Genomic DNA, 15,467 nt, shown 5'->3' with positions numbered 1-15,467 from the left:
TAACAAATTGCGCTGATGAAACCAACTTGCTGATAGAATTGCTTGCAGTGATGACAGAAACTGAGGCAGCTCATGATAGCCGCGTAAAAAACACTGCAATAGACGACAGCCAATGCTTGGTATCTACAATTTGACTGAGTATCTTTAATTTGATTGAGTGTCTTGACACTAAGCTGTGGGGTCTTTACACCAACAAGTTACAGGAATAATCTAGATTACCCGTGGCAAAACTTATATAACTACAGCATAGTGAGTGCTATGCTTCATAACAACACGATTGATTAAGGGCATTTTTATGTCAGTTGATTTTTCCAATACATTAATTGTGGCGGTCTCTGCCACGGCATTGTTTGACCTATCGGAGTCTGAGCGTTTTTTTCAACAAGCGTTAACCGAAGATCCAGAAACGGCGATTGATAAATTTCGCAAATACATGATTGAACGCGAAAATGACCCCTTGCAAACAGGGACAGGTTATCCGCTTATCAAAGCCTTACTCAATCTCAATCACCATTGTGCAGCCGATGACAAGGGCGAGGGCATAGCTGCGCCTATGGTTGAAGTGGTGATTATGTCAAAAAACAGCCCAGATACCGGTATTCAAGTATTAAATGCGCTGCGTAGTCATGGACTACCGATTAGTCGCTCGGCATTTACCTCAGGCGAAGGGGTGGCGGATTATGTGGCGGATTTTAAGGTGGATTTGTTTTTGACCACCAATCATGACGATGCCCAGCAAGTCACCGATGCAGGCGTGTGTGCCTGCGCGATATTAGATGCGCCGCCCATTGATATGAAAGAGCTAGACACCAATCAGCTACGCATTGCATTTGATGGCGATGCCGTGTTATTTGATGAAGCAGGGGAGCTATTGTCTCGCCAGCAAGGACTCAAAGCGTTTCATGATTATGAAGCCAAAATGAGTGATGTACCGATGAATAAAGGCCCGTATGCGGATTTTTTAATCAAACTCTCTAAACTACAAAAACGCCTGCCTGCTAAAATCAAGCATCCACCGATTCAAATTGCACTGGTGACGGCACGCAATGCGCCTGCTGATTTGCGCGCGATTAAGACATTACGTGATTGGGGCGTCAATGTGGATTTGGCATTCTTTTTAGGTGGCTTGGATAAACGCCATGTACTGCAAACCTTTGCCCCGCATATTTTCTTCGATGACTCCATTCATAATTACGAATCTGCTAAAGGCGTAGTACCTTCAGGGCTAGTGCCTTATAGTTCAAAATCAAAATTGTATGTCAAACAAGCTGATGTCACGGCAACCCAAAACCTTGTTGAGATTCATCAAGCATGAAATTCATAGGTTTTATAAAAAACCCCATATAAAAAAATACCGCTTATTGCAAGCGGTATTTTTTATTGAACATTGGATTAGTGGTCAGATGCACCTGACGCACCGATACCGGTTAATGAACGTACATACTGTGCATCAAAGCCTTTTCTATCTAGCTGAGCGCGTGGTGAGTTGTCAGTGATAGATGCGATCCACGCTAGAATGAAGGTCACAGGCATACTAAATAACGCCACGTTTTTGTATGGGAAAGCGGGTGATTCGTGTTTCATGATATCTACCCAAACCGCAGGTCCTAAGATAATCAGTAACACTGCGACTGCTAAGCCTGCAAACCCACCGATTACCGCACCACGAGTGGTTAGACCACGCCAGAACATCGCTAAGAAAAGAATCGGGAAGTTAGCCGATGCCGCGACCGCAAATACCAAACTTGCAATGAACGCAAGGTTTTGGTTTTCAAAGATAATACCGGTCACGATCGACAATAAACTTAACGCAACCACGGTAATTTTTGATGCACGCATCTCTTCTTCAGGTCTCGCTTGACCTTTTCTGATAACACTAGCATACAAGTCATGGCTGACCGCTGAGGCGCCTGATAAAGTCAGACCTGCCACAACCGCTAGTATAGTCGCAAAAGCAACCGCCGAGATAAAGCCTAAGAATAGGTTACCACCCACGGCATGCGACAAGTGAATCGCTGCCATGTTGGCACCACCGATAAGTGCTTGTGAGCTTACGCCATCTTTAACCACTGTCGTGAAATAATCTGGATGTTCAGCTAGGATAACGATGGCACCCAAGCCAATAAGAACAATTAAGAAGAATACGTATGAAATACAGCTTGCAGCTACCAACACTGATTTACGCGCAGCTTTGGCATCTGGCACCGTAAAGAAACGCATCAATACGTGTGGTAAACCTGCTGTACCAAACAATAGACCCAAACCTAATGAGATAGATTCAATGGGGTTATTAACCAACTTACCAGGCGACAAAATTGATTCGTGTTTGCTATGGGCAGCAACAGCTGACTTGAATAAATTTTCAAAACTAAAACCAACATGGTTCATGACCATGAGGGCCATGAAAGTCGCACCTGACATCAGCAAAATAGCTTTGATAATCTGTACCCAAGTGGTGGCTAGCATACCCCCAAACAATACGTAAACCATCATTAACACACCAACGATGATGACTGCGTAAATATAATCTAATCCAAATAATAATTGAACCAGTTTACCCGCGCCGACCATCTGCGCAACCAAGTAGAGCGCAACGACGACCAAGGTACCGGATGCAGCAAAAATACGTACTGGGGTTTGGGAAAAACGATAAGATGCCACATCTGCGAAGGTAAATTTACCCAAGTTACGTAGCCGCTCAGCGATTAAGAATAAAATAATTGGCCAGCCAATCAAGAAGGCTAGCGTATAAATCATGCCATCATAACCGACGGTAAAAACCATACTCGATAACCCCAAAAAGGTTACCGCTGACATATAGTCCCCGGCAATAGCAATCCCGTTTTTGGTACCTGAGATACCGCCGCCCGCGGTATAGAAGTCGCTTGCGGTTTTGTTTTGTTTTGATGCCCAGTAAGTAATACCGAGTGTTGCAAAAACGAAAATCAAGAACATGATAATGGCTGAGATATTCAGCGGTTGTTTTTTTACTTCGCCTTCTAGGGCGCCCGCTGCCCATGCTGGCATCTGTGCCATCAGACCCACTAGCGTCAAGCTTACGGCAGTTGAAACCTTGCCGATACGCTTGTGCAAGCCTTTAACAGCCAGGCCGTTATATTGTTGTTTTAACATGCCACCCTCCATGGTGTCAAAAATGATGTCAAAATTGTTATAAAAAGCACAATTTTAAAATTGAAAACCCAACACAATCCCTGTGAGGTTATACTTTACCACTGTTGATATCATCGATTACTTTACGAGTCATCGTGTCAAATTCGCCGTTTGCTTTGCTGACATATATCCAAGTGATGACTGGTACAAAAATCATAATGGCAACAACAATGTAAAAGCCAACAGGGACAGTCGAGCCTGCTGACAGTGGCGCAGCAAACATTTCAGGATCAAAGCCCACGAGTAACAGATAGCCAAACCACACAATTAAAGTAATGATAGAAAAAGTAAGTCCTAGGCTTGTTTTTCTCTTTGCCATGCTTTGGAATTCAGAATGATTAATGATACGCTGAATTTGTGCCTCATCCATGATAACGCTCCTTGTAAATGAATGAAAAAGACAACTCATTGATGATTGATTCAACAATCAGTGTCGAAACTGACAAGGAAGATAGCGATTGGGTGACAATAACAGTAGACAAAAATATGGTGAAGCAAGTCCGCTATGCTAAACGTAATAGATTGTCTTAAATGATACAAACAATCTCATCTTCCTGATTAGTTGCTATTATTAAATGAAAATTGTTAAAAAATCTAGCTATTTTTTCTCAAACTGTAAAAAAATTGTAGAATGTTAGTTGAAAATTAGTGGCAACGTTATCAAAGCACCCAAAGTTAATAGTAGACATAACTTGATACTCATAATCCTGACTAATAATAATTGTATCTAATAATGATTGCACTTAATTATAACTGTAACGCCCAATGACCAGTAAAAATTATCAAGCTATCCATGATAGGTAAATCGTTGAGAATAGATGAATCATTGAGCGTACATACCGCCATTCAAACCAAATGGCATTTATTTGCCTCGTGTTCTACACATACCGTCTTTGCAGTCTTCTGCGACTTTACCATAGGCAAGTTGTGTCATCCAGTTGGGTACACGGTTGCGATGTCGCGCAAAAACAGGGTAAATCATATCACTGGCTTGTTTCACCACAGGCCATTCAAACACGGTTGCAAATGGCAGTTGTGCGGTTTTGTACAGCAGTCGTACAGCATCCATGCCTTTTTGCAAGTTCCCTTGTTTATCTCGCACACACAGATAAGTCATCGCCTCATCTTCGCTAATACCAAATTTGGCAAGTTCTTCCCGTGCGTCATTAATCGAAACGATGCGAATGGCGTCAGGTTTTTTTTCTGCCATATGCAAGGCTTCGGTACGGCAGACAGGGCAGGTATTATCATAGTACATGGTAATCATATTAACAGTCTCCGAAGATTAGCTTTTTAGGGCATCTAATACGGTCAAGTCGTTAAATTCAAAACCTTTATTCAGTAACGCTGTAGGCACAACGCGTTGCCCATCCAACAGTAATGTCGACATTTCACCAAACATGGTCTTGACCACAAAGGCGGGCAGGGTCATCACAGTAGGGCGGTGCAACCAAGTGCCCATCGCATCGGTAAATGCAGCATTGCTAATAGGCGTTGGATTGGTCAAATTGTAAATTTGCTGAGTGGGCAGCGTGTGAGTCAGGTTTTGTTCAATGATAAAAATCACCGCACGCACCCAATCAGTACGGCTAATCCAGCTCATGATTTGCTGACCATTGCCAAGCTTACCACCTGTGCCCATTTTAAACGGGGTAATCAGTCGCCCAACCATACCTCCCTCGGGCGCAATCACCACCCCTGTACGTACAATCGCAACTGGCACAGCGTCTGTTACAACACCTTGGGCAGTCAAAGCCAGCTGCTCCCATGCCTGACAAATTTCGTGAGCGAAGTCGGTTTTTGTCACGGGGCTGGTTTCATCAAGCGCGGTTGGGTCGTTTTCATGTTGGATACCGTACCAACCGATGGCTGAGCCGCTAATCAATAGTTTTGGCTTGTTGCCCATTCGCTCAATATAGTCAATTACCGCTTGTGTAGGTTTTAGTCGACTATCAAACAATTCTTGCTTACGGGCATCCGTCCAACGGCTGTCGGCAATACCCGCACCCGCCAGATTGATGATGACGTCATACGTCTCATTGGTGCTGGCAAGATCGTCATAGCTAATAACGTCATCTGCGATATTTTTGGTTTTCTCTTTTTCTACAGAACGAGATACCCAAGTGACTGAAGCAGTGTCACCTTTTACGCCATGGATTTTTAACGATTGCGTCAACGCTGTGCCTAAAAATCCTGAACCGCCTGTGATAAGTATTTTCATGATTTATTTCCTTTTTTCTGTCAAAACTGAAATTTATGGGTAAAATTTTTAGCTTTTTGGTAAAACCAATTTGCCAACGATTACACTACTTAAACCGCCAACTATTGCAAGTCTGCCGTTAAACACCAAGATGCCTGACCATGTTACTAGAGTATTAGAAGTAAATAATCTATTAATATCATGAAAGGCTATTACAAAGATAAAAAATGTCACAAAACAGCCAATAACAAATAATCTAAAATATTGCCAAACGCTAGAAAGTACTATTTTTCTCAAAACTATGATAATGCTCGTTAGTATTGAAGGAATAAATCCGAATAAAGTGCCAAACGCTATGGCGGCTAACATAGCCAGAAAAAAGTTATTGAGTCCACCGTGTTGCCAGCTATGGCGGCTAATTGTCTCGTTTATTGGGAAAAGCATTACACCAATCAAATGTATCAGACCGCCAATCCCACCGCCAAATAGAGCATAATAGGTTAAAACTTTGCCAGTCGGATATGTTGCAGTCATTGTCCCAATCCAGCATTTCCCATCATTTCAAAAACTTCTGAATCGTCGCGCCAAGTTTTAAGATACGATTGAGTGTAGTGGACGAAAGTTTTAGCATCTCGTTCGCCCAACTCGTCAGCGTATCGACAAATTGGTGAGTGTCTTTAATCCGTTGTTGTACATCTTTGCTTTCTATGGCAAATTCTGGCTCATTGATTAAATCCGCCAAGAATCCAACCGTCGGCGCAAGCTCTCGGCGATAGCGTTCTTCGACAATCACCTTAGCCAATTCCCACACATCCGTGCCCGTGGTGAAATAATCGCGTCTATCACCGAGCGTATGTACGGTTTGTACCAGATTTAAGCTCTGCAATTCCTTGATACTATTGCTCACATTTGAACGCGCCACGCCTAAGGTTTCTTGGATTTCTTCGGCATTCATCGGCTTGCCTGCCAAAAATAACAAGGCATGAATCTGGGCAACGGTACGGTTTACGCCCCATTTATTGCCCATTTCGCCCCAGTGTAAGACAAATTTTTCCATGGTCGATGTGAGTTGCACTTTTTAGCCTTATATGTAAGTCAATCAATTTTTAATTATTTTGAGCTTTTTATATATTTCTGTCAATACAGAAATTTTGAAAATTGTAAAGATTTTGTGGTTGGGTTTGGATTGTTGACCTTACAAGTCGCGTTTTATTTCCCAAAAAAAAATAATTTCGGTAAGATGAAGTGGTTCATTGTTTTTATTTCTTTGGTATAAGGATGACCCATGACGGCAACCCAAACACAACAACCCACCTTTCAAAAAGTCACGTATGATGTTGCAGATAGTGTTGCGACGATTACCCTCAATGATCCAGCATCACTCAATGCGCTCAATAGCGTGATGAAATCGGAGCTTTATCAAGCCCTTGATTACGCACAATACGACACAGCCGCCAAAGTGATTGTCATCACAGGCGCGGGCAAGGGATTTTCTAGCGGTGGTGATATTCGCGAGATGCTATCAGGCGCAGATAACCGCGAAAACCTACTGAAAATGTCGCATAGTCTGACCATTGGGATTGCGGATATTACGCGCCGTATCCGCAAAATCAGCAAGCCGATTATCGCGCGTATCAATGGCGCGTGTGCGGGCGCAGGCATGAATATCGCGTTAGCGTGTGATTTTCGCGTCGCCAGTGACAATGCTAAATTTTTACAAGCCTTTGTCAATATCGGGCTAGTGCCTGATGGGGGTGGTATTTATCTGTTATCTCAGTTGATTGGTGCTGCCAAAACCACTGAGCTTGTGATGTTAGGTGAGCAAATCACCGCGCAAAAGGCAGAAGATTTGGGACTGGTGAATGCGCTGGTGAGTCAAGATGCGCTGGATGCGGCAGTGAAAAAACTGACTGATCGCCTCACAAGCTTGCCAACCTTGGCACTGGCGGCAATGAAGCAATCGATTAATCAAGTGGCATTTGCAGGATTGGATATCGCGCTAGACCAAGAGGTAATTTACCAAATGCAAATGGCGACCAGTGAAGACTTTAAAGAAGGGATTACCGCCTTTATGCAAAAGCGTCCTGCTGAGTTTAAAGGGCGATAAAGCATAGGGCAAGCTCCTAAAAACCCTGCAAAAAATAGCGTCACCACCGACGCTATTTTTTTTGCGTACCATAATGCCCAAACTGGTAGCGGATTTTGTTATCACGGATTTCACCAACAAAGAAACGATATAAATTGGCGTGAAGATATTTCCAGCCTGTATTAAAATAGCCATCTTGCTGCAAGCGGCGTGGGTCAAAGCGAAAGGTGAGCGGTAGCATCTGATAGCGGGTGATTTTTTTGGCGCGATTGACATAGTCACAATCTTCACACAAAGTTATAGACTCATCAAACCCACCCAATTGCTCATGCACGGATTTACTGGAAAAAATACACGCACCCACCGCCGTTGGCGATAAAAATTGGCTAGCAAAAATACCTATGTTAAACAGCAGATAACCCACTGTAAACCAAGGTTTTAGGTGGTCAGCATTCATATACACGCCGGCTACTTTCAAGGATTTTTTATCCAATAATTGACTGGCTTGTTGCAAAAAGTCTGCATCCAACCGCACATCGGCATCTAGGAACAGTATTCGTTCATTTTTGGCTAGGCTTGCCCCTGTATTACGACCCAAGCTGACGCCACGTTTTGGCATTTTATGTACGCTTATCGCGGGCAACTGATGGCGAAAACTGGCTGCAATTTGACAGGTGTCATCTTCGCTGTTGGAATCCACCACAATGACTTCAAAATTTTGGTAGCTTTGCTGGGCTAAGTCACGCAAAATATTACCGATACGTTCGGCTTCGTTTAGGGTAATAATCACGATGCTAATTGGCGTCATAAGCTTATTCACAAGGGCAACAATCGTTTAAAACGGCAGTTTTTTAGATTTTTTATCATAAATGAACAATATGACGATTTGGTGATTGCCAAAAAAGTTTTGGCTGCTAAGCTAGGGCATGAGTAATCGAGCTGATGCAAGGTCCAATGGGCGATGGCATGGTAACAAGTTAGAAGGAATAAAGTATGTGCATTGTGGCGTTGGCTTGGCAGCTGTTTGAGGATAAGCCCTTGGTATTATTATCCAATCGGGATGAATTTTTGCAGCGTCCTACGCGCGCACTGCATGAATGGCAATTGCCGAATGGAAAAAAAATCATCGCGGGGCAAGATGCGCAAGCAGGGGGCACTTGGTTGGGTATCGATCCAGTGCATGGGCGCTGGGGGGTGATTTTAAACTACCGAGAGATTATCAAAGATAAGCCTGTCTTTGCCACGTCCCGCGGTCAGTTAATCCTTGATTATTTGAGTGGTGAGTGGTCGCCCCTAGCTTTCGCAAGGCAAATTGATTTGCCTTGCTACGATGGGTTTAATCTAGTCATCGGCGATCGGCAGCAAGCAGTGCTACTTAATAATAAAGGGTATGGCATCGAGGTATTGGCAAAAGGCTTATACGTGTTATCCAATGGTCAACCAAATACGGCATGGTTTAAAACGCAGAAACTGCGCAGGCGAGTACGACAAGAGTTGTTGCCGCTGCTTGCTGAGCACGAGGATTGGCAAACAGCCAATTGGAAAAACGTGGCATTTGAGATATTGCAAGACCGTGAACAAGCGCCTATCACCCAGCTACCTGATACAGGTTTAGGTATGGAGACAGAGTTGGCGTTGTCTTCCATCTTTATTCCTGCCAATCGCCTCGATAAGTTGCTAGGAAGTAGCTATGGGACGCGCGTGAGTAGCTTGCTTACCATCACTCATACAGGGTTTGATATGCAAGAAAAGAACCTTGAAAATGAAACTATCATCCGTATCACGCCCGATGTTAACGCCACATAATTAATGAAAAAAACAGCCGCAAAATCAAAAAAATAGACAATAAAATGGGCTATCTATTAACCATAAGCTTAACGGATATGCCCAAACATCATCATCAGCTCAGTATCGAGCCTATCGAAATCCAATTCGATAGTGTTATCCAAAAAAATCACTTCAATACGGTTATCGGTTTGTGGCTCACAGGCCACCAAATCGAGCGAATCAGGGGTAAAATTCATGGTTTGCCATTGCTCATCATGCGTATGTTTGATATGAACCACCGATTTGATACGTTGCCAGTTGGGCAGTGCTAACAACCATTCCATCAGCACAGTCATATCAATGGTCCAGTCGGCTGACACCCGCCAGCCGATGATTTGATAGCCGTTTTGCACATCATGATAGCGAAATGGCAAGTCATCATTGGCAGCTGTTGGTGATTGGGTCGGGTCGGCTTGGATAGTGGGTGGAGTAGGGGACTGAGCAAAGCTTGTTAAGCTAATTTTTTGGTAATGGCTACGCTCGGCAAGCACTTGGCTTGATTGCTTGAGCGCTTGTTGCAATTGCCGCAGATTGTCTTCGCTCAGCGTTTGTTCTGCTTGCCAAATCAATTTTGCTTTAGGGTTTAAGCCGTTCATCCATGCGGTCAGTTGGGTTTTTTGGGTGTCATCCAACTCATGAAAACGATTAATCACCACTACATCACAAAACCGCACATGCGCTTGGTAGCCTTCATTGTCACGATAACGGCTATCTTGCCAATGACGCGCATTGACGATACTGATGGCGGATTTTAGCGACAGCGCAGTTTGCCAATGCGGTGCAGATAGCTGTTCAATCAGCTCTCGCGGGTGTGCAAGCCCTGTTGGCTCAATCCATAATCGGTCAGGTCTATACTCAGACGTCAAGCGAGCGAGCGCAATCTGTAGCGGCAGTTGCGAAGTACAGCAGATACAGCCACCAGATACTTGGCGAATCGCTAAATCATGGTCAGCATTACCCGTCAATAGCTTTTCATCAATACCGATTTGACCCGCTTCATTGACCAAAATCGCCCACTTTTCTTGGTGCTGAAAATGTGTGATACAGGCATTGATAAAACTGGTTTTTCCAGAACCTAAAAAGCCCATCACCAGGTGACAGGCTGTATTTACAATCAACGGTTTTATCATAACAATTTCTTAACTCTGTTAACTTGGCTTTTTTAATCCGCTCTTTTAAATAGTGCTTGTTTAGCTTTCTGCCCCATCGGGTACAAACACGTACCCCACGCCCCAAACGGTTTGGATATAGCGCGCTTGCGAAGGGTTATCTTCGATGAGACGGCGTAAACGCGATACTTGCACATCAATTGAGCGCTCCATTGCGCCCCATTCACGGCCGCGTGCCAGATTCATCAGTTTATCACGGGTTAAGGGCTCACGGGGATGTTGTACCAAAGCCTTTAATACACTAAATTCACCTGTGGTTAAGGTCACGATATTGCCATCACGTTTTAGGGTACGTGTTGATAAATCTAATGTCCATGAGCCAAATTCGACCACTTCCATTTGCTGACTGGGTGCACCTGGCAATTCACGCGTTTGCCGACGCAACACGGCTTTAATACGTGCCAATAATTCTTTGGGGTTAAAGGGTTTTGGCAGATAATCATCCGCGCCTGCTTCAAGTCCTGCGATACGATCGGCATCGGAACCTTTAGCGGTCAACATAATAATCGGGATATCGGAGTTTTCTGCGCGTAAGCGATGGCAAATACTGATACCGTCTTCGTTAGGTAGCATCAAATCAAGCACAATCAGCGAAAATAACTCGCGCTGCATCAATTTGTCCATTTGGCTACCATCATGCGCAGTACGTACGATATAACCATCGTCTTCTAAGAAACGTTGCAGCAAAGTGCGAAGGCGCGCATCATCATCAACGACCAAAATGCGCTGATTCATATCGCCGGCGGCTGATGGATTGGGGGTAGATTCTACAGTGGGGTTAATGTCATCACTCATTGATTATTTTCCTCATTTTTATCGTCGATATTCCTATCACCAATATTCCTATCATTAATGTTATTTTCACTCGAATGTTGTTTTCGCTACATAGTTTTCATAAACACCCAATTATTTTTTATAAAGGCTAAATATGTTCCATTAGCGTGTTAACCCTGATGGTTAGGACAAGCAATGTTATAAAATATATGGGTATAAAAATTTTTATTAAGGACTGATAAAGGTATTTTGAAACGATTGGTTACAACTTGCAAGCATTATCAATCTTATTATTTAGCTAAATTTGCGTGGTTATGCGGTTATTAAAGCAAAAAAATGTGTCGATTGCTGTAGTGATTTTGCTAAAAATGCGACGTTAGCTTGTAGGGTAGCCACCTATGATATAGTCATCAGTTAGCAAAATCTTAGTTTAGCAACAGGGGTATAATTGGCAAGGTAAAAATTCACTAAAGATTTTTGTTAAAATAGCGTTTACCTATTATCTTTTTGTATTGTTTTGTTATAATGCGTGAACTCTGAAGTTTTGAGTTCATCCTTATAAGTGTTAGGCAAAAATATGACTACAAACGTTACTGCCATTGCGGCTAATCCAGCGGTAGATGTACTCTCTGAGCAAGTCCAGCAAGCCATTTATCAAAAATTAGCTGCCAATCTTGGTATCAAACTCAACCAAATGATGGCATTCGTCAAACTCTACGATGATGGCGCGACGATTCCGTTTATTGCACGCTATCGTAAAGACCAAACCGGCGGGCTCGATGACATACAGTTGCGTAGTCTGGAAAAATCGCTCAGCTATGAACGAGATATGGCCATTCGCCGCCAAAAAATCATTGAGCTGTTGATCTCACAAAATAAGTTGACCGATGAATTAAGTGAACGCATCAATCAAGCGGCATCCAAACTTGAATTAGAAGACATTTATTTGCCGTATCGTCCGCGCCGCCGCTCATTGGCAACCCAAGCGCGTGAAGCAGGACTTGAGCCAATTGCCTTGGCAGTTTTAAATGACTCGGTAAGCCCAGCATCAGCATTATCAGATTACCAAGCACCAGCGCCTGTACAAGATGACAATGGCGAAGCCGAAGCGTCAATTTTTGAAGATAAAGAAAAACAGCTATCAGGCATCGGTGCCATTATTATCGATGAGTGGACACAGCAGCTTGACCTACTCGATAAACTGCGCGTCGGCTTTGGTAAAATCGCCCAAATTCATAGCCGTCTAGTGGGCGAGGAAAAACGGGAAGTCGGCGAAAAATACAAAGACTATTTTGACCACGCTGAAAGCTTGGCGCGTCTACCCAATCATCGATTATTAGCGATGCTACGCGGTCGCCAAGACAACGTACTGACGATTGCCATTGAAGGTGATGATGCGCCATTTATTGAGCAGATTAATCAGGCATTTAACTTAACGGCTGCCGAGCCTAGTGACCGTCAACAGTTTTTATTGTCACTGGGCAAAAAACTGTGGTTGGACAAATGGCGTCCGCATATTGAGCATCGTTTGCTCACAGAAAAACGCTTAACGGCTGAATCTGCAGCAATTGACGTGTTTGCAAACAATTTACAGCATCTATTAATGGCAGCGCCAGCGGGTCAAAAAACGATTTTAGGCGTCGATCCGGGTATCCGTCATGGCGTCAAAATGGCTGTGGTTGATAGCCTAGGTCATGTTGCCAAAAATAGCGATGATAGTTTTGCGATTGCAACGGTGTATCCATTTGCTCCAGACAATAAGGTCGATGAAGCCAAACAAACCATTGCAGATTTACTCAAAAATCACCATGTGCATTTAATCGCCATTGGTAATGGTACGGCTAGCCGTGAGACAGATGCTTTAATCAAAGAAATTTTGGCAGAACACAGCGCTCAAGGAAACGGCGATATCAAAGCCGTGCCTGTGGTAGTCAATGAGTCTGGTGCGTCTGTGTACTCAGCGAGCGAACTGGCATCGCAAGAATTACAAGAGCTTGATGTATCCATTCGTGGGGCAGTATCGATTGCCCGTCGTTTGCAAGATCCCTTGTCTGAGCTGGTTAAAGTCGATCCCAAAGCCATTGGCGTGGGTCAATATCAGCATGACGTCAACCAAACGCAGCTGGCTGATAGTTTAACCAAAGTCACGCAAGACTGCGTGAATGCGGTGGGCGTAGATGTCAATACTGCAAGTCCTGCGATTTTATCTTATATTGCAGGTCTCAATGTCAATGTAGCACAGCAAATTGTCAACTACCGCAACGAACATGGCGCCTTTGCCAACCGTGAACAGCTCAAAAATGTGCCAAGATTGGGTGCCAAAACTTTTGAACAAGCGGCAGGTTTTTTACGCATTCGTGGCGGTGATGAGCCGTTAGATGCAACAGGCTTACACCCAGAAAACTACGAGATGGTCAAACAATGGCTGGCCTCAACCGACAACAACCTCAACGATGTGCTAGGTGACGAGTCAGCGCTTAACAATCTGACCGCTTCACTTATCGCTGCCGCAAACGATGAGGTTAATGATGACGAGCAAGCAACGCTGAAAGCCGCTGCCATCAAACAAGAATTAGCCAAACCTGCCCACGATCCAAGACCGAGCTTTAAAACAGCGCAGTTCCGTGACGATGTCAATAGCCTCAACGATTTAACCGAAGGCATGACGCTTGAAGGCGTGGTCACCAATGTGACAAGTTTTGGTTGTTTTGTTGATGTTGGCGTACATCAAGATGGCTTGGTACATATCTCAGAGATGGGTAACGAGTTTATCGCCGATCCGTTAAATCATGTCAAACCAGGTGATATCGTCACCGTTCGCGTGATTTCAGTGGATGCCGAACGCAAACGCGTGGGCTTTAGCATGAAGTCAGACACCCCAATGGCAGCCAAACCTGCTGAAAAAGCCCCCGCTGATAAAGCAAAAAATACCAACCAACCAGTGGCTGGTACCGCGAAAAAACACGCAGACCATAGCGAGCGCGGCAGCAAATCAGCCAAACATTCGGGCAAACCCCAACGTAGTGACAAAGCCGCTAAACCGCAAAACCAAGCAGCCGACAAACCGCAAAAAATCGGTAGCTTAGGTGCGTTGTTGGCACAAGCAGGTCTAAAAAAATCAACATAAACCCCGCATCATTGGTAAACGGGCATCTAAATGGCTAAATCAATTTAGATGTTGGTATTTGTGATACAAGGTTTCGAGTGAGTGATGGTCAATTTTTTACAAGCATTTTGGCAAGCGACTCGCCCACGCACTTATCCACTAGCGGTGGCTGGCATCATAGTAGCCAATGCGTTGGCATACTCCCGTATTGGCAGCTTTAACAGCAAAAATTGGCAAATCTTTTTGCTAAGCCTTTGGGTTGCCTTAGGCTTACAGATTTTATCCAATTTAGCCAACGACTACGGCGATGGCATACGGGGTACGGATGCCCATCGACTCGACAGACAGACTGCCCAAGGGACAATCAACCCCAAGACCCTCAAGAAATTAATCATAAGTTGGGCACTGTTTATTTTCGGCTGCGGTATTGGCTTACTTTGGCTGAGCTTTAACAGTCTGACCGATTTTTTCACCTTCTTAGCATTGGGCATCATCGCGATTATCGCCGCAGTGACCTATACCATGGGTAAAAACCCCTATGGGTACAATGCGAAAGGCGAAATAGCAGTATTTTTATTCTTCGGCTTAGTTAATGTACTAGGGGGCGTGTACCTACAAACACAATTTATCCGCGTGATGGATATTATTGCTGCGGTGGTGATCGGACTGCTATGCACTTGCGTATTGATGATTAACAATATGCGGGATTTTGACACAGATACACGCGCTGGTAAAAATACCCTTGCCACCACCTTAGGCAAAGAAAGCATGAGCCACCTGTATCGGTTTATGTTGTTGGGTGCTTACTTTTTACTCATTACCTTTGTGACCTTGCGACAAAATTTTTATCTATTAAGCCTACTTGTTCTAATCTCTCCGATTGCGAAGCATCTTAAAATGGTTCGCCATTATAGTGATGAAAATATCCCCTCAAACGCACTAGCGCCAGAGCTAGCCAAAATTGTCTTAATTACCCTAGCGACCAGTATATTGATGAGTGTAAGCATTCTTATCTTTAACTATAAAAAACTAATTTGAAAATAAATCAAAAAACTTTTCGTAGTGGTATTGACAGGGGAAAAGAAAAGCGTATAATACGCACTCACTGGCAGCGACTACAGCCACAAACTGTAG

General features: G+C 43.9%; 14 protein-coding genes. 5 read left to right on the top strand and 9 right to left on the bottom strand.

Annotated elements, in window-relative coordinates; all coding sequences use genetic code 11:
- The first annotated feature begins 295 nt into the window (after window positions 1-295).
- Window positions 296-1,315 (top strand): 5'-nucleotidase, encoded by a 1,020-nt coding sequence (locus tag RTP55_RS08110; RefSeq protein WP_312385495.1) that lies wholly within the window; start codon window positions 296-298, stop codon window positions 1,313-1,315.
- A gap of 77 nt (window positions 1,316-1,392) precedes the next feature.
- On the opposite strand, the gene RTP55_RS08105 is transcribed toward RTP55_RS08110, so the two are convergent.
- From RTP55_RS08105 to RTP55_RS08080, 6 genes are all read right to left on the bottom strand, one after another.
- Window positions 1,393-3,036, bottom strand: a complete 1,644-nt coding sequence (locus RTP55_RS08105; RefSeq protein WP_312385543.1) for a cation acetate symporter — start codon at window positions 3,034-3,036, stop codon at window positions 1,393-1,395.
- Between the two features lie 184 nt (window positions 3,037-3,220).
- Window positions 3,221-3,541 carry a DUF485 domain-containing protein gene (locus RTP55_RS08100; protein ID WP_099807461.1) on the bottom strand — a complete coding sequence of 107 codons (321 nt, stop codon included), beginning with the start codon at window positions 3,539-3,541 and terminating at the stop codon, window positions 3,221-3,223.
- 492 nt (window positions 3,542-4,033) lie between these two features.
- Window positions 4,034-4,438: a thiol-disulfide oxidoreductase DCC family protein gene (locus RTP55_RS08095; RefSeq protein ID WP_007117339.1), complete on the bottom strand. Its 405-nt coding sequence runs from the start codon at window positions 4,436-4,438 to the stop codon at window positions 4,034-4,036.
- Between the two features lie 18 nt (window positions 4,439-4,456).
- The gene (locus tag RTP55_RS08090) at window positions 4,457-5,392 is read right to left on the bottom strand and encodes a TIGR01777 family oxidoreductase (protein WP_312385491.1); all 936 of its coding nucleotides are present in this window, start codon (window positions 5,390-5,392) and stop codon (window positions 4,457-4,459) included.
- A 48-nt stretch (window positions 5,393-5,440) separates the two neighbouring features.
- The gene (locus RTP55_RS08085; RefSeq protein WP_201665014.1) at window positions 5,441-5,905 is read right to left on the bottom strand and encodes a hypothetical protein; all 465 of its coding nucleotides are present in this window, start codon (window positions 5,903-5,905) and stop codon (window positions 5,441-5,443) included.
- A 22-nt stretch (window positions 5,906-5,927) separates the two neighbouring features.
- The gene (locus RTP55_RS08080; protein ID WP_312385486.1) at window positions 5,928-6,446 is read right to left on the bottom strand and encodes a GbsR/MarR family transcriptional regulator; all 519 of its coding nucleotides are present in this window, start codon (window positions 6,444-6,446) and stop codon (window positions 5,928-5,930) included.
- Between the two features lie 210 nt (window positions 6,447-6,656).
- Between RTP55_RS08080 and RTP55_RS08075 the strand changes: the two genes are divergently transcribed.
- Window positions 6,657-7,478, top strand: a complete 822-nt coding sequence (locus tag RTP55_RS08075; RefSeq protein ID WP_007117335.1) for an enoyl-CoA hydratase/isomerase family protein — start codon at window positions 6,657-6,659, stop codon at window positions 7,476-7,478.
- Window positions 7,479-7,530: 52 nt separating this feature from the next.
- On the opposite strand, the gene RTP55_RS08070 is transcribed toward RTP55_RS08075, so the two are convergent.
- Window positions 7,531-8,265: a glycosyltransferase gene (locus RTP55_RS08070; RefSeq protein WP_312385484.1), complete on the bottom strand. Its 735-nt coding sequence runs from the start codon at window positions 8,263-8,265 to the stop codon at window positions 7,531-7,533.
- Window positions 8,266-8,450: 185 nt separating this feature from the next.
- Here RTP55_RS08070 and RTP55_RS08065 point away from each other — a divergent pair, with 185 nt between their 5' ends.
- Window positions 8,451-9,263, top strand: coding sequence for an NRDE family protein (locus tag RTP55_RS08065; RefSeq protein WP_312385482.1), 813 nt, complete (start codon window positions 8,451-8,453; stop codon window positions 9,261-9,263).
- 68 nt (window positions 9,264-9,331) lie between these two features.
- On the opposite strand, the gene RTP55_RS08060 is transcribed toward RTP55_RS08065, so the two are convergent.
- Together RTP55_RS08060 and ompR are read right to left on the bottom strand one after the other, a co-directional pair.
- On the bottom strand, window positions 9,332-10,414 hold the full coding sequence (locus tag RTP55_RS08060) for a CobW family GTP-binding protein (RefSeq protein ID WP_312385480.1): 1,083 nt from the start codon (window positions 10,412-10,414) through the stop codon (window positions 9,332-9,334).
- A 60-nt stretch (window positions 10,415-10,474) separates the two neighbouring features.
- Window positions 10,475-11,248, bottom strand: coding sequence for an osmolarity response regulator transcription factor OmpR (ompR, locus tag RTP55_RS08055; protein WP_239741383.1), 774 nt, complete (start codon window positions 11,246-11,248; stop codon window positions 10,475-10,477).
- 556 nt (window positions 11,249-11,804) lie between these two features.
- On the opposite strand from ompR, the gene RTP55_RS08050 reads away from it, so the two are divergent.
- Together RTP55_RS08050 and menA are read left to right on the top strand one after the other, a co-directional pair.
- Entirely contained in the window at window positions 11,805-14,354 is a 2,550-nt protein-coding gene (locus tag RTP55_RS08050) for a Tex family protein (protein ID WP_312385478.1), read from the top strand.
- An 84-nt stretch (window positions 14,355-14,438) separates the two neighbouring features.
- Window positions 14,439-15,371, top strand: coding sequence for a 1,4-dihydroxy-2-naphthoate octaprenyltransferase (menA, locus tag RTP55_RS08045; RefSeq protein WP_312385475.1), 933 nt, complete (start codon window positions 14,439-14,441; stop codon window positions 15,369-15,371).
- Window positions 15,372-15,467: the final 96 nt, after the last annotated feature.

This window comes from Moraxella sp. CTOTU47579 (assembly GCF_032004885.1).
GTDB classification, from domain to species: domain Bacteria; phylum Pseudomonadota; class Gammaproteobacteria; order Pseudomonadales; family Moraxellaceae; genus Faucicola; species Faucicola tetraodonis.
This window is presented reverse-complemented; position numbering and strand designations above follow the sequence as displayed.